Origin of the sequence: Pyramidobacter sp. C12-8 (assembly GCF_002007215.1) — a bacterium.
Lineage (GTDB): Bacteria > Synergistota > Synergistia > Synergistales > Dethiosulfovibrionaceae > Pyramidobacter.
This window is the reverse complement of sequence record NZ_MUHX01000004.1, coordinates 61,374-77,241: the sequence shown is the minus strand read 5'-3', so window position 1 is coordinate 77,241 and position 15,868 is coordinate 61,374. Positions and strand designations below refer to the sequence as shown.

Sequence of the window (15,868 nt, the reverse complement as noted above, 5' to 3'; positions counted from 1 at the left end):
CTATAATGTCAAGGGGGTAACTTTAACGCAAAATAAAAAGGGCCTTCTCCTTGGTTAGAGAAGGCCCTTTTGCTCATATGTCAGGTTTGGGAGGTATCGGGGTGCCGTCCCGCAGCGCGTCGAGGTAGTCGGCGTACCATTGCAGCATCGCGCGCCGCTCAGGTAGGTAGTCATAATGGCGATAGCTGTCGCGCGTTTGATCGGGATCGATGTGGGATAGCTGCAACTCAATCCACGTTCCGACGAACTTGAGGCGGTATAGAGTCGTTGACGCCATGGCTCGCAGTCCGTGCGCGACGAGCCCGTCAGTGCAGGCCTCTATGTGAGACAGTAGCGTTTGCGCGGACAAAAACCGTCGGCGCCCCGGGAACACAAGTCCTTTCCGAGCTGGATAGTATTTGGCGACCGCCTCGAGGATTTCGATCGCCTGGCGTGACAGCGGCACTATGTGCTCACGCCTTTTTTTCATGCGCATCAGAGGGACGATCCATATCTTCTTGGCCAGGTCGATCTCCGACCATTTTGCGCGCCGCGCTTCGCTGGGGCGGACAAGCGTCAGCGTCTGGAAGCGGATCAAGGCGTCCGCGCCGACCATGGGTTTATTCGAGATGTTGCGCCAAAACGCGGCAATATCCTGCTCCTCGGTCAGTGTCGCGTAATGTTGTTTCGGCAGCGGTTCGGGCAAATTCTCTGCGATCATCAATGCGGGATTCGTACGGACTTTTCGCATCACAATCCCGTAGGCATACATCCGCGCATTAAAAGACGCGATCCGCCGCGCGAGCGATCGATATTTTTTTGCGATCGGAGTGTAGCAATCCATGAGATCGGGGGGCGTTATTGTGTCGGCCAAACGCAGTCCCAGTTTTGGGTACATGTAGTTTTCTTGCCGGTGGCGCAGTTTCAGCACATATGGCTCCGAGCGGTCCAGCGAAATATGATCCAGGTAAAACTCGGATAAATCCTGATAGGTCATGCGCTCCATTGTGCCGGATTGGTCCATATTCAACAGTTCCCAATCCCGGCGCTCGCGCGCCTGCGCCAGGGTCAACGCGGGGTATTTGCCCAGGACTTTTTTGTGATTGCGCCCGTCCCCGCGCCTGGTCCGTATTTGCCAGACCTTGAGCCCCGTAGGATGCACGACCAGGTACAAACAATCGCCGTCGGCCACCGTGTAGATTTTTTCACGGGGCTTCAAACTTTTTATAGATTTATCTGTAAGCCTGATATTTTGCGAATCTTTCGGCATGGCGACTCTCTCCCGTAGATAGGACACGAATTAGGACACACGAGCATGATTAAGCGGTTATACCGTGTTATATGCCGTTACATGCAAAGCCTTGCAAGCGCTAACTTTGTTCTGTGAGATTTAATGCCTTTATATGGCATTTAGCGCAATGACCGGTCTACTGCCGCCCCTCCATCTCCGGCGCGTCGGCGCTGGATTTCCAATTTCCCGTCATGGTCAGGTCACTCCTTCTGCGCCGTTGGAATTCAATGACAGCGCGAGACTTTACAAAAAATTATAACACGGCGGCGGCACGACGACACAAGACTCCGCAGTTATTCCGGCTGCGGAGTCTTGTGTCGTCGTACAGGGGGCGAAACGCTTATTTCTTCCTGCCGTTCCTGTTTTTCGCTTTGAGCTTGGCGGGATCGGGGCCGACGGGAAGAGGATAACTGAGAGAGTAGCGCTGATACGTTTTTTTCTGCCCGGCGTCTTCGGTCCAGTCGGTGGTCGCCACGTCGGCATAGCTGCCTTCGCCGCCGAATTTCATCAGGCCGATGTTGAATTCTCCGTAATTTTTGCCGGAAACTTCCAGATCGAAGTCGCGGAACTGCGCGGCGAGGCTGCCGCCGATGAATTTTTGCAGAAAGTTGGAGGCGAGGCTCTCGGCGGAAACGTTGCCCGACACTCCGGCCTGCATGACGGCGCCAAGGCCGCCCAGCAGACCGTTGAGAACGCGCATGTTGACGCTGCCGCTGACGAACATGTGATAGACGGTGTCGCCGCGTTGCAGCAGATCCTTGGGGATCATGGCGGGATCCAGTTTGGGGAGCGTGCGCGCCCGCTTCCATGCCGTGCCGGTGAAGGAAACGAAGTGGAAGAACGTGTCGTCGGGCCATGCCGTGATGGCGCTGCCGGGCAGGACGAAAACTTCGCCGTCGTTGACGTTGAAGAAAACGTTGCCGTGCTGGATTCTGAACGGGGCTTTGCCGGTGACGGCGAGCTGTCCCGGATATTTGTCGACGACAACGTCCCGGACGCGGATCCTGCCGTCGCCCTGTACCAGCGTGGTCAGTCCGGAACGGACGGTGCCCCTGAAGCTGACTTCGCTTTTTCCGGCGATCTGTGCCGGAGGCGCGAACGGAGCCGCGAGACGGTCCAGGTCGATGTCCTTGCCGTTCAGCTGCACCGAATAAGTCCCCTTGGCCACGTCGCCGTCCGCTTTCACATGGAACGCGCCGCCGCCGAGTTCGAACTGTCCGTCGGGGATATCCACTTTGTTCTGCCTGAAAGCGAAAGGGATCAGCACGTTGCTCACCGGCACCTGTGCGGCGGTGATAAGCGGCGAAGCGGCCTGTCCTGTCACGCTGATATCGCTGCCGTCGATCTCGCTGTGGACGGTGAGCGAAACGCGGCCGTTCGCGACGCCGGCCAGAGAGGGATCGAGCGCGTCGAGGCGGACCGTGGGGGCCGTGACGTCGAACGCGCCTTTCAGTCCCTTTTTGAAATCCACCGTGCCGGCGATCTCGGGGCGGCGGTCGCCCACGGCGATCGAAGCCTTTATTTCGACGCGGTTCTCTTTCAGCTCGGCTGCGCCTTTGGGATTGACGATCTTGAATCCGCTGAGCTGGATCTCTTCGCTTTCCAGTTCGGCGCTGACGTGCGGTTTTTCCAGAGATCCCTTGACGAGAAGAGAGGCCGTCACGCTGCCGGCAAATTTCATCGTGTGGGGAAGGATTTCCGTCAGATCCATTTTCTCCACGTCGAGCCGCAGGTCGAGCGATGAACGACGTCTGTCGAGCGGCAGGACGACGGTCCCGCCGCCGCCGAAGGGCGCGTCCCGTTTGGTGCGCCCTTTCATCTCCACGTTCATCTTTTCGCGGCCGCCGCTGACGTTCAGGGCGACTTCTTTGACGCCGAACTGACCCGCGTCCAGCCTGTCGATGCGGGAATCGAGCGCGAGTTCGAGCCTGGCCGCCGTGCCTTTCAAATGGAATTTGCCGTGAAAAGTACCGGCGACGGTTCCGCCGGGAACGGCCGAGCCGAGGTCGAGGCGTTCGGCCATACCGTTCAGATCGAGCGCCGGCGTTTTGCCGGTCAGGCCGACGGTCCCCTGAAGCTGGACGCGTCCCTTGAAGACGTTGGCGGACGCGTTCTCTATCGTCAGCTCTGTGGGGCTGACAAACACTTTGGCGGCAATGTCGGAGACGACGTATTGTTTTTGGACCGTCAGGCGCGGCAGGTGCGCGAGCATTCGGACGCGGGGCTGCGCCAACGTGCCCGTGATGCCGAGCTCGGCGTGGAGCGTGCCGTCAAGTCCGGCGCCGGCCGTCTCGGGGAACCATGAGGCGAGGTGCTTCAGCGCCAGCGAGGGAATTGTGGCTTTCATGTTCAGCGCCGCGTCCGGCGTCAGTCCCAGCGAACCAACGACTGAGAGCGACGAGCCCAGAAGATTGGCGGAGAGAGCCGCCTGAACGTTGGCGCCGTTCAGTTCGACGACGCCTTCTACGTTGTCGGCCCGATACTTTTGGTAAGCGATGTCGCCGTTTTTCAGGGCGATTTTACCGGTCGGCCGGGCAAGCGTTCCCGCGATATGGGCCTGAAGGCTTTCCAACGTGCTTGCCCCCAGTCCGGGGACCCACTTGCGCAAAGGCTTGAAGTCGACTTTTTGCAGCGTCAGGTCGGCGGCGATGCGCGGATCTGCCGGCGCCGCGTCGATGGAAGCGCTGCCCGTAACGGAGGCGCCCAGTAGCGTGCCTTCGAGTTTTTTCAGCGCGATCTGTCCGTCTTTCAGCGACGCCTGCATCTGCACGTCGCTTTGCAGCGCGCGGAGGCGCAGGTCGAGCCGTTCCGGCAGGCCCGTTTCCGCGACGGCGAACGTGCCGTCGAGGCGGATCCGCTCCTTTAAATAATCGGCGTCGAGTTCCAGAGTGTAAGCCAGTTTGTCCGGTTCCGGCTGTTCGACGTTCAGGCGTTCGACTTTCCAGCCCCGGGAGCCGGACAGATCGCTGGCGGTGAAGCTCCGCGGCGTTACGATCGAGAGGATGGGCAGGCCTTCTTCGTCCGGGCGGGAGGCTTTCCGCGAGGGAAAAAACTCTTTTTGCGCCGCGGCGGCCAGCCGCGCCAGCCGGTCCTCCGTGACGCGCAGCCCCTCCAGCTCGCCGCGCAGGATCACTTTGCGCTGCCGCCAGCTTTCTTCGGGGTCGACGGCGACGAAGATCCTTCGCACGGCGACGATGGCGGGATCTTTTTTATCGCCGACGGTCAGCCCGCGCAGTTCGTAACCGTCGAACGGATTGCCGTCGAACTTTTCGAACGCGGCGCTGAGGTACTGCATTCTCGACAGATATTTCCCCGCGCCGAACGCGATCGTGTCGGTGGCCAGCGGCCCTCCCCAGATCGCGAAAGCGGTCAGCCCGACCATGAGCGCAATCAGCGCCAGCAATATCTTGGAGACAAGAAACCAACGAGATCGTCCTTTGCCGTTTCGCTTTTGTGGAAGCGGCTCTTTGCTTTTTGTCGCGTCGATGATCATCAACCCCATTTCAGCAACGCCCCGGTAAATGTCCGTGAAATTTTTGATCCTGTAATTTTCATTGTAATATCTTGAAGGAACTCCGGCAAGAGGGCATCGCGAGAGTTTCTCGTGATTCGTCATGCAAGACGTTCCGTCGTCCGCGCGGCGGAGATCGGTTTCAGCGGATGAAATGGAGCCTGCGACAAAATCGGAACGACGTTCGGTTCTCTTCGGCGTCGCCGATACGCCGGAGTGGTGTATAATAAACGAAACGGTGAGCTGTGCTGGATTATATGACGATCATGCATAGAGGTGGAGCAGAGTGGACAGAACTTTTAAAGAAAAAATGGCCGCCGCGTGGGAGTGGATTCGTCTCTTTTTCTGGGGCGCTTCGTTTGACAAGCGCATGGGCGTCGTTCGCAAGGAAGCTTACGACGTCAACGACGAGTTGATGCTGCTGCTTTTCGGCGATTATCTGGGCATCCCCAATCCGGTCTCTTACTATATGATGGAGCTGCTGCCTTACCTTGCGAAGGATATTCCCGGCTGGGAGCGCCGCATGATGAACCGGCAGATGCTCATCGCGGAAAAAGCGGGACAGTACGGATTTGACGGCTAAGGAGAAAATCATGACTTATAAACGGTTCACATTCTTCGGCGGCAAGGGCGGTACCGGCAAGACGACGTGTTCGTCGGCTTATGCGCTTCATCTGGCTCGCCAAGGCGTGCGTACGCTGGCGGTGTCCACCGATCCGGCTCATTCCCTGGCCGATGCGTTTGGCACCGGAATCGGCAGCTCTGTGGTCAAGCTCGAGGAAAATCTCTGGGGACTGGAGATCGACGCTGCGCTCGAAGCGAAGAAATACATGGAAGGCATTCGCGAACAGATGCGTCAGATCGTCAGTCCCGCAATTGTGGAGGAGATCGACAAACAGCTGCGCATCGCTTATGTGTCTCCCGGTTCGGAGGAATCTGCGATCTTCGATTGTTTTGTCGATCTGATGGAGCGCGCGGGGGAGAAATACGACGCGATCGTTTTCGATACGGCCCCCACCGGGCATACGCTGCGCCTGTTGACGCTGCCCGAGGTGCTTGGCATGTGGATGGAACATCTGCTGGAAAAACGCCGCAAGGCTATGGACATGATGCGCTTGGCCTCCCATTACGAACGCGACCTGCTCGAGAAACTGAAAGAAGATCCCGTCTTCGATCTGCTGACTCGCCGCCGCGACCGTTTTCAGCGTGCCCGCGATTTGTTGACCGATCACGAACTGACAACCTTCCACTTTGTACTCAACGCCGAGAAATTGGCAGTCCTCGAGACGGAGCGGGCCGTGGCCCTGATGAACGAATTCGAAATCGCCGTGGGGCCGCTGATCGTCAACCGCGTCATGCCGCCGGAAGCGGGGAGTTTTTTCGAGAAAAGAAGAGCTCAGCAGGCTCAATATCTCGAACAGATCCAAAAGGAGTTCGGAAAGTATGGCGTCGTGCAGCTGCCGATGCTCGACGGCGACATCGAAGGCATGGGGGAGCTGGAAAAGCTCCTGCCCCTGCTGGCTGCGCTTGAGGCGAAGAAAAGCGCAGCTTCGTAAGACGACGGCATAAAAGCGGACGAAAGGCACTGGGGCCTTCCGTCCGCTTTTCTTGTGCGAGCGCGCGCCTACAGCCAGGGAAGGATGGCGCCGTAGGCGGCGCAAAGCCGTTCGAAGGATACGGCGCAGTTGGCGGGGCTGGTGGAGGGCAACGTTGTTGCCGGATGCCCCGTAACCGGTTCGATCAATTTGCGGTAGAAAGCGGCTGATTTTGTGCCAGTGCAGAAAATGGCCTGAATCGGGGCGCGATCGAGAACGACCGATAGATCGTTGGGCACCGGGCGCTTGATCGAGGCGTCGCTGGCGCCTTCGATCTCGCACGAGCGCAGCACGTCCCACAGCGCGATACGACGGCGCAGGACGAACTCTCGCCGAGCCTCCCGGCCGAAAGGAACCTCGCTCTTGAAAAGCGCCGCCAGAACCTTCCAGAAACGGTTCTGCGGATGGGCGTAATAGAACCCGGCCTCCCGCGATTTCGGCGAGGGCATGGTGCCGAGGAGCAAAACGCGGGATGAGGCGTCGAAAACAGGTTCCAGAGGATGAACGATGAGCATGTGATTTTCCTCCTGCGCAACGACGTATGACCCTCATTGGAGGGGCGGTCTCTCGTCGGATTAAAATGGAACGCGCCGGTTTGATTCGCACCGTGCAAAAGAGTACAATAAAAAACATGCCGCCGCGGGGCGGCTCTTTTATCCGAAAATTTTCAGGGGAGGTTGTGAGGCGATGACACCGACACCGCAGGAAGCCTATGAACTGTTGAAAGAGTACAACAACGGGGAGTTTCATCTCAAACATGGCCGCATCGTCGGCGACGTGATGCGCTGGTTCGCCGTCGATCAGGGGTTCGGCGATGAGGCCGACTTTTGGCAGACGGTGGGGATTCTTCATGATCTTGACTTCGAAAAATATCCGGAGCAGCACTGTGTCAAAGAAGAAGAGATCATGCGCGAGCGCGGCGTCGACGAACGCATAATCCATGCGACGACCAGCCATGGTTTCGGTCTGACGGGGATTGCGGTCCAACCGGAGCACCAGATGGAAAAAATTCTCTTCGCCGCCGACGAACTGACCGGTCTGATCGGCGCTGTGGCGGTCATGCGTCCCTCCAAGAGCGTCGGCGATCTTGAAGTGAAGTCCGTGAAGAAAAAATTCAAGGACAAAAGCTTCGCCGCTGGCTGTTCACGTGACGTGATCCGTCAGGGAGCCGAAATGCTGGGCTGGGAACTCGACGAACTGATCGGCAAAACGATAGAGGCGATGCGTGCCAGCGAGAACGTGGACTGATGCTGATTTTCAATCAAAAACCCGACACTATTTCTTGATAAAACGCATTCACATACGAAGCGCCGCGAGGTTCGATCTTCCAACTGAGACATAGTATGAATCAAAGATCTGTATCAAGTCAAGTGCCGCCTGTGTTATGAGAACCGGAGCTTCAGCGAAATGGTTTCCGTCGTCGGACTTCCCGCGGCAAGAGCGCCGCGGGAAGTCGCTGGCGGAAAACTGCAGCGTGACGCGGGCACGAAACGATGATATACTTCAGAACCGGAGTGGTCCTGATAGTCGCTGCCGTGCAAACGGGAGAGGAAAGTCCGGGCTCCACAGGGCAAGACGCTGGATAGCGTCCAGTTGGCGCGAGCCACAGGAAAGTGCAACAGAGAGCAGACCGCCCGGTTTCCGCACCGGGTCAGGGTGAAAGGGTGGGGTAAGAGCCCACCGGACGACAGGCGACTGTCGTGCCTGGCAAACCCCGTCTGGAGCAAGATCGAATAGGGAGGGCCGAGGCTGCCCGCTGACCTCCGGGTACAGATCGCTCGAGACATGCAGCAATGCATGTTCTAGATAAATGACTATCCCAGACAGAACCCGGCTTACGGGCCACTCCGTCATTTCCTCAAAGCATGACCTGTCTGAGAAGTTCTGCGTCGGGCGGATAATATTTTGAATTATCTGTATTATTTTTGTAATTAGTAATTCTACAATTTAGACAATTCATTGTGGATCTTCCCTGGATGGGGGAAGATCCAATTTTTTTGCTTTCGGCGTGTCATCCTTTTTTTTGTTGGATGTTTAAATCGTAAACAATTGTACCAAAGGTTCATTTTGCTACGATTGATAGGATCTTTCAGCTTATTGACCCTCTTCCAAAAAAACGATATTCTGGCCGTGGTGGAATAAAGTGGTAGAAAGTGGGGAAAAATGGACATGTTCATGGGAAGCTATGACCATCGCATAGACAACAAGGGGCGACTCGTCATGCCGGCGAAGTTTCGTTCCCAGATAGGGGACACCGTGGTCTGCACGGTGGGCCTCGACAACTGTCTTGCCGTCTACCCCATGGACGCATGGAGCGTATATCTGCAAAAGCTTCAGTCTCTGCCGTTCACCAAGGGGCAGGCCCGTCAGTTTATGCGCACGCTTCTCGGCGCGGCGGAGGAACTTCCCGTGGACGGACAGGGACGCATCCTTCTTTCCGTCAAGCTGCGCAAATACGCGCAGTTAAGCGACGCGGTCGTCGTCAATGGCGTCAATGATCATTTGGAAATCTGGAACAGCGAGAAATGGTCCGCCAGCAATGACGAGATGCTGGAGAATTTCACCTCCCTGGCCGAAGGGGTGTCGGACCTTGGAGTTTGAACATGTCCCCGTGCTCCTGACGAAAGTCGTCGAGTGCATGGACCTCAAAGCCGACGCGTTGATCGTTGACGGCACGTTGGGACTGGGCGGTTATTCGGAGGCGTTTTTAAAGCGCTCCTCCCGGTGGCGGGTCGTCGGCATCGATCGCGACGAACAGGCGCGAGACATTGCCTGCCGGCGGCTGGCTCCTTTTGGGGAGCGTTTTCTGGCTCTCGACGGAGACTTTCGAAATATGAAGGAACTGTGCGTATCCGCCGGGATCTGTACGGTTGACTGTGTGGTACTCGATCTGGGCGTGTCGAATATGCAGCTGGCCGACGGCCGGCGCGGTTTTTCGTTCCGCGAGGACGGGCCGCTAGATATGAGGATGGATCCCGCTGCGGGAACTCTCTCGGCGGCGGAATTGGTGAACGATCTTTCACGGGAAGCTCTGGCGGAGATTTTCAGGAAATACGGCGAAGAACGTTTTGCCTGGAGCATTGCCGGCGAGATCGTCAAGGAACGGCTGAAAAGGCCGATAACGACCACGGCGGGACTGGTGGAAGTGATCCGCCGGGGGATCCCCGCTCCGGTAATGCGGAAAATGAACGGGCATCCGGCGCGGAAGGTGTTCCAGGCCCTGAGGATTGCGGTGAACGACGAACTGGGCGCGCTGGAACAGGGATTGAACGAGGCGTTTTCGCTCTTGGCTCAGGGAGGACGTCTGCTCGTCGTGACGTATCACTCGCTGGAGGATCGCATCGTCAAGCGGCGGTTCAAAGAATGGAGCGAAGAGGGAAAAGGCGTTCCGGAGCCGCGAAAGGGACAGGTTCCGGACGACGAGGAGATAGAGCGCAATCCGAAGTCGCGCAGCGCACGGCTTCGCGGTTTTTTCAAGAAAGATATGCCGAATAAGGCGGAAGGGCGGATCGGACCATGGCGCAAGGTGTGAGATATTCGAGAAGGAATTCCGGAAAGTTTGGAGAGGCGTTGGTGACGTTCTTCATCACTTCGATCATGTGTCTGGGGCTTCTGTCGATGCTGAGGAACGATTCTCAGCGGATGGACGACGCCATCTCTGTAGTTCAGGGACAGCTGGAAGCGTGCGAAAAAGAATGCCGCGATCTGGAGCGCGAAGCGGCGGCCATGATGTCGCCCCGTGCGATTCATACCTATGCGGCCCGTCAGCTCGGGATGACCCAGGTCCATCTGGCGGGGGCTGTCCGTCTGGATGGTGTGGGACGCTCTGGCGGCACGATGTCTGCTTCTTTGACCAATTCGGGAATAAGATTGCCCAATTGATGATGGATCGTTTGTGACAAAAAACGGGTGATGCGGAAAAATGCCGGAATGGGGAACGAATGAAACGGAGAAAGAGCCCAGACGCAGAAAAATTCAATGGTGTCTCGTCTTTCTCGTGATGGCCTGGTATCTGGGCGCGCTGGTGAGGGTCCATATTTACCCGGACCGGCGGGCGGTCGAGCAGCTCGCCAAGCAGTATCAGCAGAGCGAGCGCAAGGCGATGGACCGGGGCAGCATTTACGACGGCCGCGGCGAGCCGCTGGCTCTCTCCATTACGATGTACAGCGTGTTCCTCGATCCGGGAGTGGAAGGCTTTGAGCCCGGAAGCCTCAATAATCTGACGCCTTATATCGGTAAGGAGAAAGTTCAGGCTCTGGGGGAGAAATTGGACCGCCGTTTTTATTGGATCAAACGTTATCTCGAGCGCAGCGAAGCGGAAGAGATCGTAAAGAACTGCGGCAAGGGATTTTACATCAGAGAGGAACGCAAACGGATCTACCCGAAAGGGAATATGCTTTCCCACCTGCTGGGATTTTGCGATCAGGACGGCTGGGGGCTTGCCGGCATCGAGCTGATGTGGAACGGCACGCTGGTGGTGCCAGAAAAAATGCACACGGGGTACCGCGGCGCCTCGGTCGCTGCGGGCATGAAACGGGAATCGAGAAACCGCAACGACACCCAGGGGCTGTATTTGACCATCGACTCTGAAATTCAGTACGCGGTAGAACGCTTTCTTGGCGCTCAGGCCGCCGAGATCAAGGCTCCCTGGGCGGCGGGAATTTGTCTGGAAACGAGGACCGGCGCCGTCAAGGCCATGGCCAGCTATCCCGTTTTCGATTCAAACAATCGTTCTACCTTTAAGAATCTGAAGGCTTTGAGCAACAATGCCGTAAACCGGGTGTACGAACCGGGTTCGACCTTCAAGCCCATCATGGTCGCCATGGCGCTCGAACAGGGACGGGTGAAACAGAGCGACTCGTTCCGTTGTCCCGCGCATCTGAAGGTGGCCGACGGTTATATCAGCGATTCCCATCCAAGGGACAACGGCGTCATGAAGGTAGCGCAGATCATCGAGAAATCGTCGAACGTGGGCATGGCCCAGATCGGTATGAAAATGCCCCCCTTCAGCACCTATGAAGAGATGCGCTCTTGGGGGATCGGTTCCCGCACGGGCATCAAACTGAACGGTGAGGAAATGGGGCTGCTGCCGACGGCCGATAAATGGTACGGGATCACTCCCGCAAACGTCGCCATCGGGCAGGGATTCGCGGTGACGCCGCTCCAGCTCGTCACGGCTTTCAACGCCATCGTCAACGACGGTATCCTCGTTCGCCCCTACTTGGTGCGGTCGGCCGTCGACGGCGAGGGGCATCAGGTGTATCACTCCGAGCCGATGGAGGTGAACCGCGTCGTTTCGCCGCGAAATTCCAGATGGCTTCGCGGCGTCCTGCGCCAGGTCGTGGTTAGCGGCACAGGCAAACCGGCCGACAGCGAACTGGTCCACGTGGCCGGAAAAACCGGCACCGCTCAGGTCGCCCGGAACGGGAAGTACGTCAAAGGGCTTTACAATTCGTCCATGATCGGCTTCTGGCCCGCGAACGATCCCCAGTATACCATGCTGATCGTTTTCGGCGACGTGACGGGCAGCCTGTACTACGGCGGTCCCGTTGCCGGTTCGGTTTTCAAAAAAATTGTCGACGAAGTGGAACGTCTGAAGGGCGTCGGCGTCAAGTAAGAGGAGTGCGTGACCATGGATCGGCGATTGAAAAGAGGACTTGAAGATCTGAAAAATGCTGGGCTTCTGACAGATATCGGCGGTGACTGGAACAAAATACCGGCGGACTGTACCCTGAAAAGCGACTCCCGGACCGTCGGCCCGGGAGATATTTTTGCCTGCGTCGTAGGGCTTCATGCCGACGGACATCGTTTTATCGAGCAGGCGCTGAAAGCCGGCGTGTCGTATCTTTTGATCCAGCGTCCCGAGCCGGGGCTGCCGATCCCCTGGATCCAGGTAACCGACGTCCGGTCGGCGATGGGGTATCTCGCCGCGGCTTTGAACGAAGGGCCGTCTGAAAAGATGAAAATGTTCGCCGTCACGGGCACTCAGGGCAAAAGCACCACCAGCTACATGATGCGCAGCATTCTGCAAAACTGCGGCGTCAAATGCGGCCTGCTGGGAACGATCGTTTACGACGACGGCGCTACGGTAGAGCTGGCCGATCGAACTACGCCCGAAGGCAGCGAGATCCAGCAGTTTTTGAAGAGAATGGTCGACAACGGCTGCCAGGCCTGTTCCATGGAGTGCTCTTCGCACGGCATCGTGCAGGGACGTCTGAGCGGGTGCGTCTACGACGGCGCCGTGTTCACCAATCTGACGCCCGAACATCTCGACTTTCACGGGACGATGGAGAACTACTACGAAGCCAAAGCGGCGCTGTTCCGCAAATACCTCAAGCCGGGCGCGGCCGTGGCGCCGAACGTCGCCAGCGAATACGGCCGCCGTCTTGCGGCCGAATTTCCGAAGGCCATGACCTGGGCGCTCGAATCTCCGGCCCGCCTCCAAGGGACGAACGTAAAACTCGACATCGACGGGAGCGAGTTCGATCTGCTCCTCGACGGGCGCAAGATGGGCCGCGTCCGTATCCCGCTTTCGGGACGATACAACGTGGAAAACGCGCTTGGCGCGGCGGCCGTCTGTTTAGCCGAGGGCTGCAACGAAAGAAAGGTCGCCGAAGGCCTGGCTCTCATGCCTCAGGTGCCCGGACGCATGGAACGCCTGAATCTCGACAACGGCGTGCGCGTCATCATCGATTACGCGCACACGGCCGATTCGCTGAAAGCGTTGCTGGAGACGCTGCGCCCGTTGACCGAAGGCCGGCTCGTCAGCCTCTTCGGGCACGGCGGCGATCGTTTCGCCGGGCATCGTCCGCTGCTGGGACAGGCGGCGGCGCAGAAAGCCGACCGGATCTTCGTCACCATGGACAACCCGCGCACGGAAGATCCCGTCAAGATCGCCGAGCAGATCGTGGCGGGCATCAAGGAAGTCCGCGCCGACGATTGCTGGTCCGTCGAGCTGCCTCGCGACGCGGCGATCCGCAAGGCCTTGGACTGGTGCCGCCGCGGCGATCTGCTGGTGCTCTCCGGCAAGGGGCCGGAGCCGTATCTGGAAATCAACGGCGTCAAATATCCTTACAGCGACCGGTCGGTCGTCGAGGGCTGGGCCGTCGAGAGGGGCGTGAAGATCCGGTGAGATTGAGTCGATTGGCGTCGCAGGCCGGCGTGACGGTGAAGGGCGTCGACCCCGAGCTGCCTCTGATCATTCGGGTGGACAGCCGCGAAACGCAAAAAGGCGAAGGATTTGTGGCGCTTCACGGCGCCAAGGTCGACGGACACCGCTTCATTCCCGACGTGCTCGCCAAAGGAGCTTCGCTGATCGTCTGCGAGGCTGGCTCCTATCGGGATGAATGGAGTTCGCTGTATCCCCAGTGCGCTTTTGTTCTGACGCCGGAACGCTGCGAATACGGCCTTGCCTCTTTGGCTTCGGCCTATCTGAGGTCGCTGGAGCATCTGCGCGAAACGATCGCGATCACGGGCAGCGTCGGCAAAACTTCGGCGAAGAACGATACGAAAGCTCTTTTGGAAGATTATTTCAAACTTCACGCCGCCGGAGGCAACTATAATACGCTCATCGGCTGCGCCGTGACGGTGCTGGCCGCGCCGGCAGACACGGAAATCATGCTGCTGGAAATGGGCGCCAATCACCACGGGGAAATCGCCGCGATGGTGAATTATCTGCCGCCCACGATCGCCGCGATCACCGAGGTGGCTCCGGCGCATCTGGAAAGTTTCGCTTCCCTTGAAGGCGTGCTTCAGGCCAAATCGGAGATCTTGGCGTCGAAAAATCTGCGCTGCGCCGTGATCAACGGCGACAACGGAATGCTCTGCAAACGTGCCGAAGAACTGAGACTGCCGGAAGTGATCCGCTTCGGACGCCGCGGCGAAGTGCTCTTTGCCCGCGAGCGATTGAGCTGGGAAAAAGATCATTTTACGGTGCGCGCGATCCTGACGGGGCTGGACGGTTTGTCATTCAACCTTTCTCTGCCGTTGGCCGGCGTACATCAGCTCTATCCGCTCTGCTGCGCCATCGCCATCGCGGGGCGTGCGGGGCTTTCCAGCCGCGAGATCGCGGCGTCTTTGCCCAAGTGCCGCAACAGCGCCGGGCGCGGAGAGATCCGCCTGTCCGAAAGCGGCGCGGCGATTCTCGATGAGTGTTACAATGCCAGCCCGGCGGCCGTGAAAGCGTCTCTGGCTGCCATGGACTCGGCCGACATCCCGGGGCGCCGCTTTTTGATCCTCGGCGAAATGTTGGAGCTGGGAACGGCGTCGGTTTCGGAACACGGCAGGATCTTTGAGCGGGCGCTTCACGTCAGCGACCTGCTGTATCTCTTCGGCGAGGAATGGAAGAACGTCGAGGGGACGGCGGATTATTACTACGACTCCATCGATGCGCTGATCGAGGCGGTGGATGGAACGCGTCCGGGCGAAGGCGACGTGATTCTCGTCAAGGGATCGCGCGGCAATCATCTTGAGCGCGTGGTGAGGGCGCTCGAACTATGATGACTCTTCTGGCTCCTCATTCGCTGATCCTTCTTTTCGTGATTTTCTTCTGTGAGGTCGCCGCGCAGCATTCGTGGATCGACTGGATGCGGCGCCGTCACGTGTCTCAGGTGCAGAAGGCTTATGGAACGCATATCGACGAGAAGATCAAGGCGAAAGTTCCTGCGGCGGGCGGCGTGGTATTTTTGCTGATCGGTTCAGGGCTTTTGCTGACTCACATGATTCGGGGCGATCGCGCCGGCGTGATCTTCTGGTCGTATCCGATCCTTTCCGCTATGGTCGGCTTATGCGACGACATGTTGAAGTTCAAAAACAGTTCTAGCGAGGGGCTGCGCAGCCTGCAAAAGTTCGCTCTGCAGGCGACGACGACGGGGCTGTGGTTCATCCTTCTGGCATTGGACGGCAAAGTTCCCGCTCTGTTCTGGGGCTTTTCGATCGGCGGCTGGATCTGGCCTCTGGCGCTGTTTTTCGCCGTGGGCATTCAGAATTCGGTGAACGTGACCGACGGTCTGGACGGTCTGGCGGCGGGGGCAAGCGTCGTGACTTTCGTCGTTTTGGCGTCGCTCTCGCCGGAACCTTACCTGGGATCTCTGACGGGATTGGCCGTCGCTTTGGGATTCCTATGGCATAACTGTCATCCCGCTCAGGTCTTCATGGGCGACGCGGGAGCACATTTTTTGGCCGGGCTGATGGCTTCCTGCGCTTTTATGGGCGCTGGCGGCGTGTTGGTTCTGATCCCCGCGGGAACGGGATTCGGCATTGAGATGCTGTCGGTCGTGATCCAGCTGATCGCCATTCATGGTTGGGGCCGGCGCGTTTTTAGAATGAGCCCCCTTCACCATCATTTTCAACTGTTGGGCTGGCCCGAAGACCGCATCGTCGTCCGTTTTTTGCTGGTCCATACGCTTTGTTCGCTGCTGTGCGCCGCGGCGGCGCAGTCCGTGGCGTTCTTTTTTATGCCGTGATCGATTTTCGTTGAGCGCGACGTCGCTA

The 15,868-nt window shown here is 58.3% G+C and carries 13 protein-coding genes and 1 other RNA gene; 11 read left to right on the top strand and 3 right to left on the bottom strand.

Annotated features, from left to right (window positions below):
- Window positions 1–73: 73 nt before the first annotated feature.
- Both B0D78_RS02360 and B0D78_RS02355 read right to left on the bottom strand, forming a co-directional pair.
- Window positions 74–1,249: a tyrosine-type recombinase/integrase gene (locus tag B0D78_RS02360; RefSeq protein WP_078015379.1), complete on the bottom strand. Its 1,176-nt coding sequence runs from the start codon at window positions 1,247–1,249 to the stop codon at window positions 74–76.
- A gap of 361 nt (window positions 1,250–1,610) precedes the next feature.
- Window positions 1,611–4,772, bottom strand: a complete 3,162-nt coding sequence (locus B0D78_RS02355; protein WP_143521687.1) for a hypothetical protein — start codon at window positions 4,770–4,772, stop codon at window positions 1,611–1,613.
- 295 nt (window positions 4,773–5,067) lie between these two features.
- On the opposite strand from B0D78_RS02355, the gene B0D78_RS02350 reads away from it, so the two are divergent.
- Entirely contained in the window at window positions 5,068–5,364 is a 297-nt protein-coding gene (locus B0D78_RS02350; RefSeq protein WP_078015377.1) for a hypothetical protein, read from the top strand.
- 10 nt (window positions 5,365–5,374) lie between these two features.
- Window positions 5,375–6,337, top strand: a complete 963-nt coding sequence (locus B0D78_RS02345; protein WP_078015376.1) for an ArsA family ATPase — start codon at window positions 5,375–5,377, stop codon at window positions 6,335–6,337.
- Between the two features lie 68 nt (window positions 6,338–6,405).
- On the opposite strand, the gene B0D78_RS02340 is transcribed toward B0D78_RS02345, so the two are convergent.
- The gene (locus tag B0D78_RS02340; protein WP_078015375.1) at window positions 6,406–6,891 is read right to left on the bottom strand and encodes a DNA-deoxyinosine glycosylase; all 486 of its coding nucleotides are present in this window, start codon (window positions 6,889–6,891) and stop codon (window positions 6,406–6,408) included.
- A gap of 172 nt (window positions 6,892–7,063) precedes the next feature.
- Between B0D78_RS02340 and B0D78_RS02335 the strand changes: the two genes are divergently transcribed.
- From B0D78_RS02335 to B0D78_RS02295, 9 genes are all read left to right on the top strand, one after another.
- A complete protein-coding gene (locus B0D78_RS02335) occupies window positions 7,064–7,624 on the top strand; it encodes a hydrolase (protein WP_078015374.1) in 561 nt (186 codons plus the stop codon).
- A 262-nt stretch (window positions 7,625–7,886) separates the two neighbouring features.
- An RNA gene (gene rnpB, locus B0D78_RS02330) (RNase P RNA component class A) lies at window positions 7,887–8,230 on the top strand.
- A 321-nt stretch (window positions 8,231–8,551) separates the two neighbouring features.
- Window positions 8,552–8,977 (top strand): division/cell wall cluster transcriptional repressor MraZ, encoded by a 426-nt coding sequence (gene mraZ, locus B0D78_RS02325; protein ID WP_240496096.1) that lies wholly within the window; start codon window positions 8,552–8,554, stop codon window positions 8,975–8,977.
- Window positions 8,967–9,908 (top strand): 16S rRNA (cytosine(1402)-N(4))-methyltransferase RsmH, encoded by a 942-nt coding sequence (gene rsmH / locus B0D78_RS02320; RefSeq protein WP_078015373.1) that lies wholly within the window; start codon window positions 8,967–8,969, stop codon window positions 9,906–9,908. The genes mraZ and rsmH overlap by 11 nt, the downstream gene beginning before the upstream one ends.
- Before the next feature lie 41 nt (window positions 9,909–9,949).
- Window positions 9,950–10,258 carry a hypothetical protein gene (locus B0D78_RS02315; RefSeq protein WP_143521685.1) on the top strand — a complete coding sequence of 103 codons (309 nt, stop codon included), beginning with the start codon at window positions 9,950–9,952 and terminating at the stop codon, window positions 10,256–10,258.
- Window positions 10,259–10,376: 118 nt separating this feature from the next.
- On the top strand, window positions 10,377–11,993 hold the full coding sequence (locus tag B0D78_RS02310; RefSeq protein WP_240496095.1) for a peptidoglycan D,D-transpeptidase FtsI family protein: 1,617 nt from the start codon (window positions 10,377–10,379) through the stop codon (window positions 11,991–11,993).
- Between the two features lie 15 nt (window positions 11,994–12,008).
- Window positions 12,009–13,508, top strand: a complete 1,500-nt coding sequence (locus tag B0D78_RS02305; RefSeq protein ID WP_078015370.1) for a UDP-N-acetylmuramoyl-L-alanyl-D-glutamate--2,6-diaminopimelate ligase — start codon at window positions 12,009–12,011, stop codon at window positions 13,506–13,508.
- Entirely contained in the window at window positions 13,505–14,875 is a 1,371-nt protein-coding gene (locus B0D78_RS02300; RefSeq protein ID WP_168169967.1) for a UDP-N-acetylmuramoyl-tripeptide--D-alanyl-D-alanine ligase, read from the top strand. Before B0D78_RS02305 ends, B0D78_RS02300 begins: the two co-directional genes overlap by 4 nt.
- On the top strand, window positions 14,872–15,840 hold the full coding sequence (locus B0D78_RS02295) for a phospho-N-acetylmuramoyl-pentapeptide-transferase (RefSeq protein ID WP_078015368.1): 969 nt from the start codon (window positions 14,872–14,874) through the stop codon (window positions 15,838–15,840). The genes B0D78_RS02300 and B0D78_RS02295 overlap by 4 nt, the downstream gene beginning before the upstream one ends.
- The last annotated feature ends 28 nt before the right edge of the window (window positions 15,841–15,868 follow it).